Below are 19,035 nucleotides of genomic sequence, written 5' to 3'. Positions count from 1 at the left end.
TTATATGTCTGTTGCTTCAGTTATATAGTAAGGGAATACAATGTTTCTCCTTGTGTTTGTTGCTCTTATGATGTATTCTATTTTGATTAAAAACTTCCCTTCTAGGAAATTTTGTGTGTCTAATGCTATCTTGATGACTTCAATTCGCGGCTCGTATAGAATGATAGCTTCTTCTATTCTATTTTTCATGATCGTCATTTGTGTCGCGCTTAGGTTTTCAAATATTTGATCTGTGAGATCGCAACCAAATTTCGGTCGCATAATACGTTCTCCTCGACGCGTTGTAATGATGGTATGCAAGCTTTTTTCAATGTCTTCTATATCGGAGATGATTTTGACTTCTCCCTGATTTTTTAGGAATTTTGGAGGGAAATCCCATCCTTTTCCTAAGTATGTTGCTATTGATGAATCCATAATGCTATCCTCCTATTATTACAGTTGGTTCTCCTAATACAATGCTTCCTCCATGTGCTGTTGAATCGCCCATTCTTGCTGCTGGCATTCCTTCAATTAATACTGTTCCAGAACCTGCTGCAATTGTATCTGGTGGTCCTACACATACACACATGTCGCCTACTTTTGCAGCTGGTAATCCGCCAATGAGTACCGTTGGTGCGCCTGGTGGTAATATGGGGCCGCCTACATGTGGTACTGGTCCTGTTGACATAGGACAAACGTGCATATCTGTGATTCTAGCTGCTGCTGGCATTGTGTTGTTTTTTTAGTTTATTTGTACGATTCCACCTTTAATTGTTGTTGTGGCAGAACCTTCTAAAGTAGCCGATGCGCCTTCTAATTTTATTTCAGCGGAAGCGACTGCTTCTATATTAATTCCTTCCATTTTTATATCTCCTGTAGCTTTCATGATGATATCTTTTCCAGATTCCATAGTAATGCCATCAGGATCTAAAGTGACTATATTGTTGTTTTCGTCTTTCATTGTAATAACTCCTTCATCATCGTCTATCGTTATTACTTTTTCTCCAGGTGTTTCAAGTGTGATGCTTTTTAATTCATCGTTCATTGTGATTTTTATTTCACTTTTTGTCATGATGACTTTTTCAAAATTGTCATCTGAGTATTCTACTGGAGATACATTGGTATTACTGAATAATGAGCCGAGTACAATGGCTTGATTTGGATCATCATTTAAGAAACCAACTAAGACTTCATTTCCAATTTCTGGTAAAAAGTGCACACCAAATTCTTCTCCAGCGTGCATGGTTAATACACGTGCCCAAACACCTTCTTCATCTGCACTTATGATTGGTAATTTTACTTGTATTCTGTGTTCTTCTTTTGGATCGCCTTCTAAGGCAGAAACTACGCCTATTTGCAATCCGCTTATAGCTGGTAACATTCCTGATGCAGGTAATTGACTTACTTCATAGGTTTCTGCAAACCATTCTGGGTTTAAGCCAAATTCTACCGTAGTGACCCAATTTCCATCTGTAATTGTGTTGTGAACGCCGCATACAAATACATCTCCGTTAAAACGGTCGCTCATTCCTGCAAGCGTAATCATCGTTCCTGGCAATATTAATTCGGTACCTTGTACTTTTACCGTCCCAGAGATTTTTGCAAGTTGTTGATACATACTTTTAGATTCTGCCCAAGACGTTAATATTTCGTCTGGAATGTCTCCTGTATGTGTCAGCATGATACTGTTTGCACCTGCAGCTTCTGCAAGTTGTCCAGAATCTAGATTTCCAGCAGTGTTTAAACCACTGTTACTTGCCGTTTTAGTTACCAATTCTTGATTGGAATAGTTCCATGCAGATGCTTCAAAAGCATCGTACTGATTTCGAGCATCTATTTCTGCTTCAAATGAGAATACATTGTCTCCAAATGTTGCTGTAAATACACTTCCACTAAGTGTTGGTGCTTCAATTTTAATTTCACCATTTTCGGTAAAACACAACATGTTATTGATTTGTGCTCTGCACTGAATAAAATCCCAGTCTGTTGCTTGGTATTGTACTATTTCGTGATGCGTATGTGAGGTCGAAGTCATAGAACCGCTAAGTCCATTTTCACTGATGATATCGCCTACTACATCACTTTCTGTAGCTTCATAGAAGATTTTATTTTTACGTGCTTGCGTCATTTTGAATGCTTCATCTTTGCACTCGATAATCAAATAGTTGGTTTTGTTTGTTGATTTGATTGCATGTTTTGTGATGATTCCTTTGAAAAGCGTTTTATCTGAGAAATCATAGCCTCCTTTGATATGTATTTTTTCACCTGGCGCAAATGACACGTCATTACTTGCTTCAAATTCTTGCGTTACGCTGTCTCCATCTACAATGACTAGAGTCGCTGTTGGAATTCGGTTGCAAGTACGTTCTACCGTGATGGTTTTTACACCATACGTTGCACTTACTTCTTCCTCTGCATCTCCAATAAGTACAGTATAGGTGACTAAGTTTTGTTCATCTGTCGATATGTCTCCGACTAAACTCATGCGCTTTGCGTTTTATTTAATGGTGGAAAAAATAATTCGGTTCCTGGTTCTAGATTTCTAAAATTGAGCAGGTTGTTTGCTCTTGCTACTTCTAAATAATATTTGGAATCGCCATAAATTCTATAAGTCATTAGCGGTAACGTATCGCCTTCTTTTACACGTCTTATGTGTGTTAAATCGGGAGATTGTTTGTTTACTGCTGCTTCTCGTAATTTGTCTGCTGTACTGTCTTTACAGGTAAGCGTTGCTACTGCACGAATTGGATATCCTTTTGTATTGAATAGTTTGTAATCGATATCTAGTTTTATAAGGAAACATTTTAGATTTAATGATCCCCATGCTATTTCTAGCTCGTACGGCATGTGCATTTCACCTTGATACGTAACTAATTCTTTGATTTTATCTATTTCTTCAACGATATTTTTTTCACTTGCTTCATCGTCTTGAAACGGATTGAATCCTGCAATGTCATCCGCAATACTGCTTATGGTGTCGGCAAAATTTAGTCCTACAATGTCAAAAATTCCTGTGGCATCAAATAGTAGCTTAAAGGTGAAATCGCCTGGTTTTACTTTGACGAATTTTGGCTTTTTACCACTTGAATTTGCTTCCTGATCTTGATTGTACTCAACAGAAAATGTTTCTTTGTAGCCTTCAGGATTGATCTTCGCTTCGATTGCTTCACCTACTGTATTCCCCTTGTCATCGAGCTTATAAATGAGCAATTTTTCTAATTCTCCAAGTATAGACATGGTTAACGTTCTTTTTTGTTAGTGATCATTTTTGAAACGACTGTCATGATCTCATGAGGCGTCCAATTGGCACGTTCTTCTTTTACCAATGACATTTCTTCCTCTTTTTGAGCATTGACATTTACTTTGATTCGCAAATTTTTTATTTCGATTCCCATTATATTAGATCTCCTACTGATAAAAGTTTAAAATAATCGTACTTCAACTCTAAGGTTTCTATAAGTACACTTTGCGTTTCTGCATTGAATTCTCCCAATTCATATTTGATTGGATAGGCTCCGACAACATTCCATGTTTTGATAGGAATGTGATTTTCGCTAAGCAATACAATGATTAGATTTAAGCGTTTGAATTCGAATTTTTCATACGCATCTTCACACCATTTTGCTATTGATGACGGTACACTTTTGAGTCCTCTTTTTAGCGTAAGCGTGCTGAATTTTAATCCTTTTGGTATTTCATGAACAAATCTATTTTCTCCACCTTCTGCATAACTTTCTGTTTCAACAGTAACACTTAAACCTGATACTGACTGAAAACTTATGTCAATAGGATTAGGTAAAAGTCCATTGAAATACACTACAAAGTGAAAACCAGAAACTGGATATTTAAAACTGTCAAAAAGTGCCATAGTTTGGATTATCCTTCGTTGCTAATTTCTATACGTTCATGTGCTAAAGTCAATGTTTCTATTGCGACTTCGTTCGATTCTCCTTTTAGGTCAGTAGATTGAATTTTTTTCGCCCAAGCATTTAATACTTTCCAAACGACTACAGGCGCGTGTTCTTCATCTAATAAACTGATGGTAATATCGCGACGTTCTGCTTTGTTGAGTTGATTTGTTTTCATCCACTCATAAAATTCGTTATCGCCTTTAAATACACCTCTTTTGAGTACAATGTCTGTGTATTTTACCATTCCTGGCATGTTAAGTTTGCTATATTCTGGACTTGATCCTTCTCGGTATTCTAACATTTCATGTTCAATATCGAGTCCTGTTACTTCTTGAAAACCGATTTTAGTTCCTCCCCATTCTACTTGGAAGTGAAACTTTGGTAATGGATATGACATAGTTTTATGTTTTTAATGATTTAATTTTTCTTTTTATGATCAATTATGATTCTTGCATTTTGTGAGAGAACTTCAATACGATGAATTCTGCTGGTCGTACTACTGCCATTCCAATTTCTACATTCATGATACCATTTAAAATATCGTCTGCAGTCATGGTTTGATTGAGTCCAACTTTTACATAGTATGCATCGTCTGTAGTAGCTCCTGCTAATGCTCCTGCTTTCCATTGATTGGTTAAGAAATTTTCTATCATTGATCGGATACGAACCCAAGTGTTGGCATCATTCGATTCAAATACAAATTGATCGCTCGCTTTTTTCACAGATTCTTCTACCATGTTGAAGAAGCGTCTTACTGAAACATAACGCCATTCGTTATCGTTTCCTGCCATTGTTCTTGCTCCCCAAACTAAAATTCCTTTTCCTGTGAAAGAACGAATAGCATTGACTGATTTTCCTGCTACTGTGTCTACATTTAAACCATCTTGAATATCGTTTGTAATACGAACTGTTGGTTTTACCACATAGCTTAGTCCAACATTTGCTGGCGCTTTCCAAACTCCTCTTGTGCTATCTACTCTTGCATATACTCCTGCAACTGCTGCACTTGGCGGCAATTCCATTGGTAAGTTGTTAATTTCTGTTTTGATTTTGTTATATGTAGAGTTGTCAAGTGTTTCTACCTCTTCTAACGTTTTTCCATTTAAGATTCCTGCGCTTCCGCCTGCGGTAACAATAGCATCAATTGCTGTGATGATTGCTCCAATTTTTGCATCGATTTCTGTTGCAATGTCAAGCGCATCTACATTTGCATTTGCGCTTACACCTGCAGCATCTGCTTCTGCTTTATCTGCGGCAGCGTTAAAACTGTCTTTGTTTGTTTCTAAACCTACAATTCCACTACGTACATGTGATGTGATCACCGTATCTAATGCATTAACAGCTGTAGTTACATTTCCTTTTAATGTTGCATCTGTAGTTGCATCTGCGGCATCTCTTCCTGCATCTACTAAACTTTCTGATTCAGTAATTACATCTCCTAAATGTGCAACAATAGCATCAATCGAATTGATTGCATCAGGTACCAATGCGAGTGCTCCTGCATCGTCTGAAGCACCTCCAATTGCTGTGATTGCTGCTTCCATAGTCGTTTCTAAGTCAGCTAATACACCATCTGTAGTATATCCTTCTAATGCATCTTTAGCAGTATTTGCTTTTGCTAGTGCAATTGGCGCAGGAGAAGTTCCACCAGAATGAACTACTGAAATTCCTGTTTCACTAATTGTATAGTTTAAAATTGTTTCTAAGTGTGGATAATATGAAGCTCCGTACTTAACAAAATCTTTTCCTAAGTTTATTCCATTTCGCAATGCTGCTATGTTTGGATCTACAGAAGTAGAACCATCATAACTTAATGTATCAATGATTGTAAATCTGTCTTGTAGTTTGTTACATTGAGTTAATGCATCATTGTAGAGTCCGTAAAACGTTGGCGCATCGATACCATCTGCTCTTGTAGCATCTGGAAATACGAGTAATGTTGGTTCATCAACTTTTGCTACTTCATCTAATCCTGCTTTTAATGCTACTGCATCTGCAATGGTAGTTACGGCTGTTTCGGCATCTGCCAAATCACTTCCATAACGTCCTACTGAAACAATGTAACACGGTCCACCTCCATTTGCAAAGTATAATTGCATTGAATAGTACATTATAAAAGGTTGTTTTGACGCAGGCTGCGTTACTGCAATAGATTTATTGCCGTCTGCATCTTCCGTTACCGTTACACTGATTGTTGTTTCTGCTTTTGCTCCACCGAAAAAACGTTCGTATTCTAACAGTGATGTAATTCGTGTAGGAATGTTGTTTAGATCACCCGCAAGCTTATTTGTTGCTTTTTCAGTATACCCAATAAATGCAGGTATCGCCGTTTCAACTTGTGCTACGGAAGGTGGAAATTTCACAATTTCCTCTACGTAAACTCCTGGTGTTTTTAATGTACTAGGCATAATATTTATGATTTAAAGTTTTGTTAGTATTTATTTTATCTTCTTATTTTTTCCTTATTCCTGTATGTTAAGTTTTGTCATACAGTTTGTATTCGTCGCCATTAATTATGCGTTAAGATCTATTTCAAATGTTATTGAAACTGGTGTTGTTATGTTTATTTCTTTTATGTTGAGTTGCAGTATTGCATCTGGTTGTATTCGTTCATTTACGGTACTGTCTTCTGTGATTGTTCCTTCTAAATCTGTAGCACTGTATACAACAAAATCGTTTAATGCCAGATTGTTCCAGTCGGTATCGTTTTTATAGTTTTGATTCGCAATAGCGTAGAATTCCAAATCAAAATCAATTACTTCGGGCAACCAATTTGAATAGGTAGGATTTGGCATCGTTGATGTATAGCCTACAATTCGGTCATCAGTAACTTCATCTTCACCAATCATAAAAGTTTCTTCTACCGTTTGCGCCTCATATTCTTCTTGTCTTTTATAAAGAAGCACAAAACCATCAGGAATCTTTTTTACCACAAGTTTGTATTTTTGAATGAGCAGTTCAGAAGCTTTACTCGGGTAGATTTTTACATGGTTCTGTGCCTCCAACTCGTTTTCATGGTTTAATTTCACCGTGGTTAATGGTGCGTATATGTAACTGAATCTACTCATTGTGCTTTAATTCTCCTCCAATCGTTGTGATTACTGCGCTTAGTTTTTCAATGTCTCTTTCGAGTGCAGATACTCTTGCTTTGTAGAGTACACTAGGTATTTGTTTTCCTCCTAACATTCCCCAAATATTATTGAGTTGCTCAAAACTTGGTGAACATAGTTCCATATTGAGTTCTATATCGTCTTCATCTGCCGTAAAGGCAAATTTCTTTTGGTGTTGAAAGAATTTGATGGCTTTGTATATGACCGCCACAGCTTTGTCATATTGTAATGTGCAAGAAAACAGTAAGTAATAGTTGAGATGAATTTTTGGAAAGCGTTTGTCTAGTTTAAACGCTCCTCCGTTTTCCACCAATCTTTGGTTTGGAAAGTTTTTTAATGTACTTTCTTCTTCAATGCGTACAATCGTTATTAATAGATTGTCGCTTTCAATATTATTTTCGTCAGATTGAATGTCGCCAACATTTTGCGCTCCTAACTTTACCGTAATTCCTTGCAACGTATTGATGTAAGTAACGAGTCCGTCTGCGTTTAGTTTATCTACGAATTTATTAATCATGTTCCCCTAATTGATTACGAAACAAATCTATTCATAGTAATGACGATTTAGTAGAGTTAATTCGCTAATTTGACACAGGAAAAACACTTTTTATATTAAGGAGAAAAAACTTTTATTTATAGGAAAAACACGGTTTTTACTTTTCAACCACTACAAAATCAAAAACTTACACACTACCAACTAATTATTTAGCATAAAAAAATCCCTTCGATTGAAGAGATTTTATTATGATTGTATTGTAAGTGTTTTTTAAGAATTTTTTATTTCGTTTTGAATGACTTCCCAAAGTGCTTCTGTAACTTTTTCGGGAGTTTCATCTCCATTTACTGAAACAATATGTTCTTCTTTTTTGAGTTTTTCAAACGCACGTGTGTATTGAGATTGCACAGCTTTGAGATTGTCTAGCGTTTCATAGATTTCTATTGTTTCACGATTGGCATTGATTCGTTTCATAGCAACTTCAGGAGAAACATCTACAAATATGTTTACTGTAGGTTTTAAAATTTCTGCTGCCATTTTGTTAGATTGAATGACCCAATCCATATCCATGTGTGCTCCGTGATATGCATAAGAAGAAAAGTAGTAACGGTCGGTGATAACAGTATAACCTTCTTCTAGTTTTTTGAGAATTCCTTCGGTTTCATGCAGTAAATGATCCAATCTATCAGCAACAAATAAAGCTGCGATTACTTTTTCATCTGCTTTTTCTTTTCCTCCAAGAATTGAACGTATCATTTTACCAATACGCATGTCTGTTGGTTCAAATGTGAGATAGACTTTGTGTCCGTTAGCTTCTAACCGTTTGGCAATATTTTTAGCTTGTGTACTTTTTCCGCTTCCATCAATACCTTCTATGGCAATGAATATATTGTTTTTCATATATTATGACTCGATAATCAAGATTTGAATATTCCAACGCTAGTGTCGAAATGTTTTTATTTATTTCCTAAAAACGCCTCGTGAGTTTGTCACGAATAGTTGATTTAGGCTTCAAAAGTAAAGATAATATTCTGGATAATTAAAAAGCCTAGAATTTAATTTCTAAGCTCAGTTTTTATGATTTGTAATGACATGTTTCCATAAAATTATAGAGTGTATAATTCATCGTAACGAATACGTCATAAAATTGTCAATTAAGAAGGCTTAAAAATCAGGTGATAACTCTATCAACTTTTTTTGGATTCCGTAAATAACTAAACCTGCCACGTTTTTAGATTCTGTTTTGAGTAATAGGTTATTTCTATGTCCTTCCACCGTACGTGGACTTATAAAGAGTTTGTCTGCTATTTCATTAGTCGTATATTGATTGCAGATGAGTTCTAAAATTTCTTTTTCGCGTTTTGTGAGTAGATTGTTATCTAAATCGCTTTTAATACGTTTGCTTTTGGCAGATAATAGATTTTCGTGAATGATTTTCAGCACGCGTTCATCATAGTAAAAACCTTTGTCATACACTTCATTTATAGTATGCACTACAACTTTTGGTGATGTGTTTTTGAGTAAATAAGAAGAAGCTCCAACATCAATCATGTTTGTAATGAATGATTTGCCATCGTAACTCGTTACTGCAATGACTTTGATTTCTGGATATTCTTTTTGTAGAATTTTTGTGCTTTCAACACCATTAAGATGCGGCATTTTTAAATCCATCAATATTACATCTGGCTTTTCTGCTGCTACTTTTAGCTTTTCAATTAAGTCGGCACCATTTTCGGCTTCAAATATAATTTCAAAGTTTTTTATGCGCGTTAGTATGAATGACATTCCTGCTCTAAACAATGCTTCATCGTCTGCGATGGCTATTTTTATAATTGGTGTATCCATGATGTTGTATTTTATATGGTAATTTGTACTACTACTCCTTTTTGTTTTTCGCTATGATAGCCTATTTTCCCTTGTAGTAAAGATACTCTACTTTCTATATTTCGCAACCCTAATCCTTTTTGAATGCCAATTTTTTCCGTGTCAAAACCTAATCCATCATCTTTATAGTATAAAAATAGAGCTTCTTCTTTAGGATTAAAATTTAATTCAATTTCTTTTGCTTTTCCATGACGCATGGAATTGTTCATGAGTTCCTGTACAATTCTGAATACATGCAATTCATTATCTTTTGAAAGTCTTCCTGTTTTATATTCAATTTTTGAGGAGACACGGACTTTTTTACTATTACTAAATTCATCGCATAATTCCTCTAAAGCTGCTCCCAATCCAAATTTTTCTAGAATTGGCGGTAATAAATTGTGTGCTATTTTCCGAGAACTTTCAATCGTTTTATTGGTCACTTTCAACATGTGATTGATGATTTCGTCTGTTTCTTGTGCTGAGACATTTTCTTCTTCTAATAGAAAATTCGCGCTTAGCGAAACTACATTTAGCTTGGCGCTAATAGCATCATGTAAATCTTGAGCAATACGATTGCGTTCGGCTTCTTGCGCTACAATCGTGGCTTTGAGCATTTCTTTTTGGTGATTAAGCTCTAGTGTTTTCTTTTCGAGTTCTTTTTGAATGATTTTTTTTCGAGATAAATAGAAAAACAAGATCAATGTTAATCCCATTACTAACAAGAGAACGACACCAAAAATTACGACTGTAATGACTCCAATATCTTCAATAAAAAGTGAATCCATTACAACTAATTTTTTATATTTTTCTTTCTTTTTCGATCAACAAACCATTGCGTAGTAATGATCACTTGGAATACAAGATATATAAAAGCATTTAATATCCAAAGTGCTACTTCTATCTCTCTAGCTAGTTTTAATCCAACTTTAGCAATTGAAAATAATAATATAGTTCCTAAGAGATAAATCAATATTCCACTATTCACTAAATACAACTTAAGTTCCTTATCTCCAATATGATAAAAGAAATACACAATTGAATAAAATATAAGTACTGAAGATGTTGCTAAGATTCCGAAGGTATTGTAATTTAAAAATAAATCAGGAGTCCGTATGTATTGGACTCCTAATATTATTAATAATGTAAATAGTGCTATTAGGATACCTTTTCTTCGTTCCTGCTGTTTAAAAATTTCAAAATAAAACAAACTCAACATTATAAATTGAAGAATCATATATGTATTTGCAAGAAATGTATTATCAATTTCTAATTCAAAATAAATAGTTACTAATGTTTGATTTATTGCCATTAAGATTAAGTATACAGCAAAGTATTTATATGCTGCATCTTTGGCTTTAAGATATTTTGAATATAGAATACTATTGACAATTAGTAAAACAGTAGAACTATGTGAAAAGATTTCTAATAACGACATGTACTATTTCCCTCCATTTAGTACATTTCCATTACCGCATTGTTGTGGGCAAGGTAACGTGTAATCATATACAAACTGACCTGCTGCTTCATCAATCATATCATTTCCTTTTGCGTTTACTCCCACAAGAAGCAAGTGGTGTTCGCCATCTCCATCAATACCTAGATAGCCTCTCATGTTTTCTACGCCCAATTCTTCACGAGCTTCATTAACATCTATCATGGGTATCCAGAAACCATTAATATCTTGAAGTGTTGTTCTGTTACGCCATTCCTTTGTCCAATCTGCAGCTGTTGCTAAAGGAATTGCATTAGGTGGGTAAACGATTCCTTTTTTTTGTTCTCCGAAATTTGAATTCATAATTATTTAAATTTTGTAGTTAGTATGGCTTAAAAATAGTAAAATATATGATTCTATTTTCTACAATTCTTACTTAAAAAATTATTTTATATCCATAATTACGTACTTCTACCTGTTTTTAATTTTAAGTGGTTTGACCATTAAATGTTTAACAAATTGCCTATATTTTTGAATATTAGTATTTAACAATAAAAATACTATCTTTATTCTTTTAACCTTATAAACTATATTATTATGGATCCATTTATCGGAGAAATTGTTATGTTCGGAGGAAACTTTGCTCCAAGAAGTTGGGCTTTTTGCAACGGACAATTATTAGCTATCTCGTCAAACTCGGCGTTGTTTTCTATTTTAGGAACTACATACGGTGGAGATGGTAGAACTACATTTGCCTTACCTGATTTACGTGGTAGAAGTGCTATTCATCCAGGAACAGGACCAGGACTTTCTACTATTAAGTTAGGACAAAGAGGTGGTGCTGAGTACCATACATTAAATGTATTAGAAATGCCAAATCACTCACACAGTGGTGCTACATTAAAAGGTAGTCTTACAGCTAGTGAGGATGATGGTACTACTGACGATCCTTCTGCAGCAGGTTTAGCTTTAGCTACTGCCAGTGCTGGTGATGTTAAAATATATAATACTGAAACTCCTAATGTAGCAATGAAAGCGGATACTGTTAGTGTTACTGGAAATACACTAGCTACAGGAGGAAACCAATCTTTTTACATAAGAAATCCTTTTGAAGGTATTAATTATATTATAGCGCTATTTGGAACATATCCATCAAGAAGCTAATATATTTTAGTTTTTAAAAAAATCGAATTAATTAACATTAAAAAAATATATTATGAATCCATTTTTAGCGCAAATAGTAATGTTCGGCGGTAATTTTGCTCCAAGAGGTTGGGCATTATGCGACGGGCAATTATTGCCAATAAATGCAAATCAAGCCTTGTTCTCGCTTTTAGGTACTACCTATGGTGGAGACGGAAGAACTTCATTTGCTTTGCCAGATTTAAGAAGTAGATCTCCTATTCATGCTGGTCGTGGACCAGGACTTTCTGACATTAAACTAGGTCAAAGAGGTGGTATTGAAACTAAAACACTTACTCTTCTAGAATTACCTAATCACTTTCACAATGCAGGAACTATGAAAGGTTCTATGATGGCTAGTGAAGATGATGGTACTACTGATGATCCTTCTGGAGCAAGTTTAGCTTTAGCTACTGCCAGTGCAGGTGATGTTAAAATATATAACACTGAAACTCCTAATGTAGTAATGAAAGGAAGTACAGTTGGTATTACTGGAAATACTGGAGCAACTGGAAACAACCAAGCATTTAATATAAGAAATCCATTTTTAGGAATTAATTATATTATTGCAATGCAAGGTACTTTCCCATCTAGAAGTTAAAAAAATTCTAACATAAACATAAATACTTCTAATGTAAAATGTAACTATTTTCTTTAGAAGTATTTTACTTAAATTTACTATTATAATCCCTTAGTACTAATAACACTTAACTAAATTTTAGTACTTTTGCTAAAACTCTAATTCTAAACATTGACATTATGAAAACAAAATTACTTTCTATATTGGTTGCATTACCAATCTTTTTATTAACTACTAGTGCATTTGCACAGACAACACTTGCTGCTGGAGATATTGTTGTTATACAATTGCAAGGAGATGATCCAGATAGTTTTGCGTTTGTAACTTTTGTAGATATTGCAGCTGGAACTGGAATTTTCTTTACAGATTGTGGTGTAAGTAGCACAACAGATCATTTTAGAGCTCCTGCTTGTACAGAAGGTGCTAGAAAATACACTGCTCCTGCTGGAGGTTTAGATGCTGGAGATATTGTAAAATATGCTGGCGGAGGTGCTGATTTTGCAACGTACACCGATGCTAGAATAACAGGAAACTTTTTATTATCGACTGGAGGAGATCAAATTGTAGCGTTCCAAGATTCTACTAATCCTGCTGGAGGTACTAATGCTGGAAATAATCCAACTTTTTTATACATACTAAGTTCTGCATCTACACTTTTTGCTGGAGATCCTGCTGATAGTAATGAGACTTCATTACCATCTACTTTGACTAGTCCTACAGGTGGTTTAGCATTAGGTGAAAATACTGGTGATGACAATGAGTATGATAATGTTATATACAATGGTACTTATGATTTTTCTGGATTTGCTACTACAGCAGAAGCTATAAACGCTGCAAAAGCTGCATTTCAAAATACAAGTAATTACCTTCAAGTACAGATATTGGACGCATCTCATACTACTGCTGTTGCAAATATGCCTAATGAATTAAATTTAATGACTTTATCTAACGATGAGTTTTTAAGTAATTCATTTGCTGTGTATCCAAATCCATCTAATGGAAATATTACAATCCGTAACTCAGGTATAGCATTACAGAATGTTACTATTACTGATCTTAGCGGACGTACAATTTCTTCTAAGGAGATGAATGGAGTAACTAGTAATGTTGATTTAAGTTTAAAATTGACTACAGGAATTTATTTAATGAAGTTATCTTCTAATGATGCTTCTACAACTAAGAAATTAATTATCAAGTAATTCTTGATTTCTATATAAAATTTAAAAGCGGATACACTTGTATCCGCTTTTTTTATGTCTTGACTTATACATATAGTCATATTAGTGAAAAATGCAAGTACTTGACAACTATGTATTCCGTCATGAGGATGCAATTTTTTATATCTAACTCTCTTTCTTTTAACTTTTCAAATACAAGTTGCTTTCATTTAATAATACTGAGTTGCTTCAAACCCTACGAAAACAAAGAGAATGGCTTTTCTTTTAGCTATTTTGATTTCTGATTACTGACTTTTATTTGAAACGTGTACAATCCCACGAAAGTGTGGAGGAAAGACATTAGATGTTGGGTGTTGGGTGTTGGGAAGTTTTTAATTTAAAATTGAGTATCACTAAAAAAACGAGCACCATTACAGCACTCGTTTTTTATGTTTTATATGAGATTGAATTTATTTTTTACTTGCAATCCAATTGTCTACTAAATCGCTTAATACATTTAATGGTACAGCTCCATTACTAAGTACAACTTCGTGAAATTCGCGAATATCGAACTTCTCTGCTAACTTTTCTTTCGCGTTTTTTCTGAGGTCAATGATTTTGTTCATTCCAACTTTGTATGCAGTTGCTTGGCTAGGCATTACAATGTGTCGCTCTACCATTTTAACAGCATCAGATTCCGCATTTGGCGTGTTTGAAGTATAGTAGTTGATTCCTTCTTGACGTGTCCATTTACGTGCGTGAATTCCTGTGTCAACAACCAATCTACATGCGCGCCATAATTCCATTGCCAAACGTCCAAAGTCTGAATACGGATCGCTATAGAAGCCCATTTCTTTTGGAATGAACTCTGAATATAATCCCCAACCTTCTACATAGGCTGTGTAACGACCAAATTTTCGAAACATTGGTACATTTTCTAGTTCTTGTGCAATGGCAATTTGCATGTGATGTCCTGGAATTCCTTCGTGATACGCCAATGCTTCCATTTGATAACTTGGCATAGCTTCCATTGTATACATATTGGCATAGTACGTTCCTGGTCGTGAACCGTCTAATGCTGGTTGCTGATAGAATGCTTTTCCTGCCGATTTTTCACGGAATGCCTCTACTGCTTTTACCTGAATGTCTGCTTTTGGTTTTGTAATGAATAGTTGATTTAAACGTGATTTCATTGTGTTTATCATGTCCGTAGCTTTGTCCATATACGCCTTACGACCTTCTGTCGTTGCTGGATAGTAGAACTGTTTGTCATTTTTCATGAAGACAAAGAATTCATCTAAGTTTCCTTTGAAACCAACCTGATTCTTGATTTTTTTCATTTCACTATGAATACGATCTACTTCTTGCAATCCTAGTTCGTGAATTTCATCTGCGGTCATGTTAGTTGTCGTCGTTCTTTTTAATGCAATATTGTAAAAGTCTTCTCCATTAGGGAACTTCCAAACTCCATCTTCATCGGTAGCACGTTTTCGCTGCTCTTCTAATAATAGAATTAAAGAACCGTACGCAGGACGTACTGAGTTTAACATTGCGTCTTTAGCCAATGTTTCTAGCTTTTTACGATCTTCATCTTCTAATGCTAAACCAGCTATTTTTGAGGTGAAATCATTCCAAAGTGTACTGTTTTTATTACTGTTGTCAAACGGTTTTCCCTTGATGATGTTTTCACAATCACTAATTACATGGTCAAACACAAATTTTGGTGGCATGATACCTGCTTTTTCACGATCTTTTAAGCTTCCTTCTAGTTGCGTAAAAAGATGATTCATAGCTACTAAACGTGAAATATATGCTTTGGCATCTCCTTTGTCTTTGATTTGATGCATATTGATTAAGAATGCAGGAATCTCTGCTTGCATTCCATGCATTTGATTCAATGGATAGTTGTACAATCTGTAGGTATGATCGTTTATTTGATTGTCCATTTGTTGCTTGTACAACTTAAAACTCAATGCTGTAGATTCGTCTAAAGCGGCAACATCAATATTCTCATTCAGCCATTTTACACGATCTTTGGCTACTTGCAATCGTTTTTCTTCTGCTTCAGGTGAAATATCGTCCCATTTGCCATAATCAGTTTTGTCTCCAATACGTGTTTGCATTTCTGGAGAATCTTTTAAGTCTTGCTTAAATTGTTCTTGAAACCAATTATTTAAACGTTTCGATTGCTCAGTAACTTCCGCTTCTGTATATGTTTTTACTACTTCCTTTTTTTCACTTTCACAAGCTGTAAAAGCTGCAAAGGCAACTAATATCAATATACTTTTCGTGATTTTATTCATATAATTTTCGAGTTAATTATTTTCTTTTTTGAATGCATCAATACCACTTTGTAGCCATTTTTCATATTCCACAGGGTTTGGCGTGTATCTAATAGGTATGGTTAAATCTTTTCCATTTATATCTAGTATTGCATATAACGGTTGTGAGTTTGCATTGTAGCGTACTTGTTGAAATTCTATCCACTTATCTCCTATTGTACGAATATTTTCTCCTGTTGCTGTTGATACATATTGTTCTTCTGCTGGAAGATTTCTTCTGTTGTCAACATACAAAGAAATTAATACCACGTCATTTTTTATCATGTTGAGAATATTACCTTCTGTCCACACTTGTTCTTCCATTTTACGGCAATTAACACAGGTTAGTCCTGTAAAATCAAGCATAACAGGTTTGTTGACTTGTTTAGCATATTCCAATCCTTTTTCATAGTCTAAAAATGCAATGATACCATGTGGTCCTTCATGAGAAAATCCTGCTTTCATATATTCTTCTAGCGTTACTTGTTTGACACTTCCACACGATGTAAAAGCAGCTACACTCACTAAAACTAATATACTCTTCAGGATTTTCTTCATATCATCTTTGGGATTGATTTATTTATTTTTGTCGAACTTGTCAATTCCGTCTTTTAACCATTTTTCATATGCTACAGGATCTGGCGTATATGCTACAGGTTCTGTTAAATCCTTTCCATTGACATCTTGAACGATATATAATGGTTGAGCATTTGTGTTATAGCGTACTTGTTGAAATTCCTTCCACTTATCTCCTATGGTTCTAATTCTGTTTCCAGTCGCTTTTGATTCATACTGTTCTTCTTTAGGGAGCTCAGTTCTATCATCTGCATATAAAGAAATTAAAACTACATCATTTTTTATCATGCTAAGAATGTTTCCTTCTGTCCACACTTGTTCTTCCATTTTACGACAATTGACACAGGTTATTCCCGTAAAGTCAATCATAACAGGCTTATTAACTTTCTTAGCATATTCTAGTCCTTTTTCATAATCTAAGAATGCAATAATTCCGTGTGGTCCTTCATGTGATACTTCATGTTCAATTTTTGGTTGCTCTTGGTGTTTTGCATCCGAATAATTTACACTTGCTTGTACTTGCTTTTTGTAACCAACTCCGTACGGTGATTCACTATATCCGATCATTGGCGGTGGAAAACCACTGATTATTTTTAATGGCGCTCCCCATAAACCTGGTAACATATATAATGTAAATGCTAATACAAGCATTCCTAACGAAGCTCTTCCTACTGATATTTTTTGCAATGGGCTATCATGCGGCAATTGAATTTTTCCAAATAAATACATTGCTAGTGTTCCAAAGATAGCAATCCAAATTGCTAAGAATACTTCTCTATCAAGGAAATGTGTACCTAATACAATATCTACCATTGATAAGAACTTGAATGCAAATGCCAATTCTAAGAATCCTAAAACAACTTTTACCGTGTTTAACCAACCTCCAGATTTTGGTAACGAATTTAACCAACCTGGGAATACAGCAAATAGTGCAAACGGAATTGCAATGGCTGTTGAGAATCCAAGCATACTTATAATAGGTGTTATTCCACCAATTGTTGCGGCTTCTAACAATGCTGTTCCTGCAATTGGAAATGTACATGAAAATGATACTACTGCCAATGCTAATGCCATGAAGAAGATTCCTATGATTCCTCCACGATTCGATTGCTGATCTACTTTGTTCATCCATGAATTTGGTAGCATAATTTCGAATGCTCCCATGAATGAAAAGGCAAAAATGAGCAATACGAAAAACATGATTAGGTTAAAGGTAACTCCTGTAGATAAATCATACATAAAGTTTGATCCAAATAATGCAGACATTGCTGTTCCTAATCCTGTGTAAATTACAATGATGAATAAACCGTACAGTAATGCATTTTTGATTCCTGCTGCTCTGTTTTTACTTTGTTTGGTAAAGAAACTTACCGTCATTGGAATCATTGGAAATACACATGGCGTCAATAGTACTCCAAATCCTAATATAAATGCTATAAAAAATGTTGACCATAAACTTCTATTCAGTTTATCTTTTTTTGCTTTTGTTAGGTCAAAACTTATCTCTTTTACTGTTGGTGGTAGACATTTTTCATCGTCACACACCATAAAGAGTACTTCTGCTTTTAGATTTTTTAAAACAGTATCTGTTACTTTTATTTTTTGTGTAAACGTAGCTTTACCTTCGTAAAAAGATATTTTTTTATTGAATACTTTATCAAATACTTCTTTCGTTTCTGATTCTTCTACTTTTCCAACAGTTGAGTATTTTTTTCCTTCTTCCAAAAAAGTGAATTCGGTTGGAAATGGTCCATCATCTCCATAACTTTTTTGTGAATATAAGTGCCATTTGTCTTCAACCGTAGCTTTCATGACAAGCTCATATTCATCATTTGGCAATTTATATATTACACTAGACCACTGTACAGGATCAAATACCTTTGGCTGCTCGTTTTGATAAGCACTTCCAGTTGTAGTCGTTGCATCAGCTTCTTGTTTATCGCCTGGAGTTTCTGTTGTTGCTTTTCTGCCTGGAATTTTGAATGTAAATATTTCATCTCCAAGCACACACTTTTCATCATCACAGCTTTGGTATCGTACATCAGAAGTAATAGAAGTCAGATTTGGATCTGTAATTTTTACTTTTTGAGTAAATGTTGCTGTTCCAATAAAATAAGTAAGTTCCGCTTGAAAAACCTTATCAAATTTGGTTATTCCTTTGCTTTCTTTACTCTTTCCTACCAATTTAAAGCTATTGGCTTGTTGAACAGAATCGTATGTAAATGCCGTTGGATATCCGCTACCTTCCCCTAAATACTGAGAGTACAATCGCCATTTTGTCTGAATTTCTGCTTTGTAAATAAGATTAAATTCTGTGTCTGAAATTTTTTCAATCTCAGAAGTCCACTGAACCGGATCGTTTATTTGTGCATGTACCGCAAAACTGGACACACATAAAAGTAAGAGCGTAATTAATTTTTTCATC

The 19,035-nt window shown here is 34.7% G+C and carries 21 protein-coding genes; 3 read left to right on the top strand and 18 right to left on the bottom strand.

What is annotated here, in order from left to right; genetic code table 11:
- The 15 genes from ACRBBL_RS02045 to ACRBBL_RS01975 all read right to left on the bottom strand — a co-directional run bounded on the left by ACRBBL_RS02045 (position 1) and on the right by ACRBBL_RS01975 (position 11,157).
- Positions 1 to 414 (bottom strand): GPW/gp25 family protein, encoded by a 414-nt coding sequence (locus tag ACRBBL_RS02045; RefSeq protein WP_431367371.1) that lies wholly within the window; start codon positions 412 to 414, stop codon positions 1 to 3.
- Positions 415 to 418: 4 nt separating this feature from the next.
- Positions 419 to 709 (bottom strand): PAAR domain-containing protein, encoded by a 291-nt coding sequence (locus tag ACRBBL_RS02040; protein WP_431367370.1) that lies wholly within the window; start codon positions 707 to 709, stop codon positions 419 to 421.
- A 12-nt stretch (positions 710 to 721) separates the two neighbouring features.
- Positions 722 to 2,464, bottom strand: coding sequence for a type VI secretion system tip protein VgrG (gene vgrG, locus ACRBBL_RS02035; RefSeq protein WP_431367369.1), 1,743 nt, complete (start codon positions 2,462 to 2,464; stop codon positions 722 to 724).
- A complete protein-coding gene (locus ACRBBL_RS02030) occupies positions 2,461 to 3,216 on the bottom strand; it encodes a CIS tube protein (protein WP_431367368.1) in 756 nt (251 codons plus the stop codon). Before ACRBBL_RS02030 ends, vgrG begins: the two co-directional genes overlap by 4 nt.
- A 2-nt stretch (positions 3,217 to 3,218) precedes the next feature.
- Positions 3,219 to 3,374 (bottom strand): hypothetical protein, encoded by a 156-nt coding sequence (locus ACRBBL_RS02025; RefSeq protein ID WP_431367367.1) that lies wholly within the window; start codon positions 3,372 to 3,374, stop codon positions 3,219 to 3,221.
- On the bottom strand, positions 3,374 to 3,847 hold the full coding sequence (locus ACRBBL_RS02020) for a phage tail protein (protein WP_431367366.1): 474 nt from the start codon (positions 3,845 to 3,847) through the stop codon (positions 3,374 to 3,376). Before ACRBBL_RS02020 ends, ACRBBL_RS02025 begins: the two co-directional genes overlap by 1 nt.
- A gap of 8 nt (positions 3,848 to 3,855) precedes the next feature.
- Positions 3,856 to 4,287, bottom strand: a complete 432-nt coding sequence (locus ACRBBL_RS02015; RefSeq protein WP_431367365.1) for a phage tail protein — start codon at positions 4,285 to 4,287, stop codon at positions 3,856 to 3,858.
- Positions 4,288 to 4,330: 43 nt separating this feature from the next.
- Positions 4,331 to 6,298 carry a phage tail sheath family protein gene (locus tag ACRBBL_RS02010; RefSeq protein ID WP_431367364.1) on the bottom strand — a complete coding sequence of 656 codons (1,968 nt, stop codon included), beginning with the start codon at positions 6,296 to 6,298 and terminating at the stop codon, positions 4,331 to 4,333.
- A gap of 105 nt (positions 6,299 to 6,403) precedes the next feature.
- A complete protein-coding gene (locus ACRBBL_RS02005) occupies positions 6,404 to 6,958 on the bottom strand; it encodes a hypothetical protein (RefSeq protein ID WP_431367363.1) in 555 nt (184 codons plus the stop codon).
- The gene (locus tag ACRBBL_RS02000; protein ID WP_431367362.1) at positions 6,951 to 7,517 is read right to left on the bottom strand and encodes a DUF4255 domain-containing protein; all 567 of its coding nucleotides are present in this window, start codon (positions 7,515 to 7,517) and stop codon (positions 6,951 to 6,953) included. Before ACRBBL_RS02000 ends, ACRBBL_RS02005 begins: the two co-directional genes overlap by 8 nt.
- A 249-nt stretch (positions 7,518 to 7,766) precedes the next feature.
- Positions 7,767 to 8,396: a dTMP kinase gene (gene tmk, locus ACRBBL_RS01995; RefSeq protein ID WP_431367361.1), complete on the bottom strand. Its 630-nt coding sequence runs from the start codon at positions 8,394 to 8,396 to the stop codon at positions 7,767 to 7,769.
- Between the two features lie 264 nt (positions 8,397 to 8,660).
- The gene (locus ACRBBL_RS01990; protein WP_431367360.1) at positions 8,661 to 9,341 is read right to left on the bottom strand and encodes a response regulator; all 681 of its coding nucleotides are present in this window, start codon (positions 9,339 to 9,341) and stop codon (positions 8,661 to 8,663) included.
- Positions 9,342 to 9,352: 11 nt separating this feature from the next.
- Positions 9,353 to 10,147, bottom strand: coding sequence for a sensor histidine kinase (locus ACRBBL_RS01985; protein WP_431367359.1), 795 nt, complete (start codon positions 10,145 to 10,147; stop codon positions 9,353 to 9,355).
- A gap of 5 nt (positions 10,148 to 10,152) precedes the next feature.
- Positions 10,153 to 10,797: a hypothetical protein gene (locus ACRBBL_RS01980; RefSeq protein ID WP_431367358.1), complete on the bottom strand. Its 645-nt coding sequence runs from the start codon at positions 10,795 to 10,797 to the stop codon at positions 10,153 to 10,155.
- A 3-nt stretch (positions 10,798 to 10,800) separates the two neighbouring features.
- Positions 10,801 to 11,157 (bottom strand): hypothetical protein, encoded by a 357-nt coding sequence (locus ACRBBL_RS01975; protein ID WP_431367357.1) that lies wholly within the window; start codon positions 11,155 to 11,157, stop codon positions 10,801 to 10,803.
- A gap of 234 nt (positions 11,158 to 11,391) precedes the next feature.
- Between ACRBBL_RS01975 and ACRBBL_RS01970 the strand changes: the two genes are divergently transcribed.
- From ACRBBL_RS01970 to ACRBBL_RS01960, 3 genes are all read left to right on the top strand, one after another.
- The gene (locus ACRBBL_RS01970) at positions 11,392 to 11,958 is read left to right on the top strand and encodes a phage tail protein (protein ID WP_431367356.1); all 567 of its coding nucleotides are present in this window, start codon (positions 11,392 to 11,394) and stop codon (positions 11,956 to 11,958) included.
- Between the two features lie 52 nt (positions 11,959 to 12,010).
- Positions 12,011 to 12,577: a phage tail protein gene (locus tag ACRBBL_RS01965; RefSeq protein ID WP_431367355.1), complete on the top strand. Its 567-nt coding sequence runs from the start codon at positions 12,011 to 12,013 to the stop codon at positions 12,575 to 12,577.
- A 158-nt stretch (positions 12,578 to 12,735) separates the two neighbouring features.
- Entirely contained in the window at positions 12,736 to 13,755 is a 1,020-nt protein-coding gene (locus tag ACRBBL_RS01960; protein ID WP_431367354.1) for a T9SS type A sorting domain-containing protein, read from the top strand.
- A 428-nt stretch (positions 13,756 to 14,183) separates the two neighbouring features.
- On the opposite strand, the gene ACRBBL_RS01955 is transcribed toward ACRBBL_RS01960, so the two are convergent.
- Genes ACRBBL_RS01955 through ACRBBL_RS01945 form a run of 3 tightly spaced genes read right to left on the bottom strand, consistent with a single transcriptional unit; the run spans position 14,184 to position 19,034 of the window.
- Positions 14,184 to 16,016: a DUF885 domain-containing protein gene (locus ACRBBL_RS01955; protein ID WP_431367353.1), complete on the bottom strand. Its 1,833-nt coding sequence runs from the start codon at positions 16,014 to 16,016 to the stop codon at positions 14,184 to 14,186.
- A gap of 12 nt (positions 16,017 to 16,028) precedes the next feature.
- Positions 16,029 to 16,592: a thioredoxin family protein gene (locus ACRBBL_RS01950; protein WP_431367352.1), complete on the bottom strand. Its 564-nt coding sequence runs from the start codon at positions 16,590 to 16,592 to the stop codon at positions 16,029 to 16,031.
- Positions 16,593 to 16,610: 18 nt separating this feature from the next.
- Complete coding sequence (locus tag ACRBBL_RS01945) at positions 16,611 to 19,034, bottom strand: protein-disulfide reductase DsbD domain-containing protein (RefSeq protein ID WP_431367351.1); 2,424 nt, start codon at positions 19,032 to 19,034, stop codon at positions 16,611 to 16,613.
- Between the last annotated feature and the right edge of the window lies 1 nt (position 19,035).

This window comes from Kordia sp., assembly GCF_050633145.1.
Classification (GTDB): Bacteria; Bacteroidota; Bacteroidia; order Flavobacteriales; family Flavobacteriaceae; genus Kordia.
The sequence above is the reverse complement of the archived record's forward strand: the minus strand, read 5'-3'. Positions and strand labels throughout refer to the sequence as shown.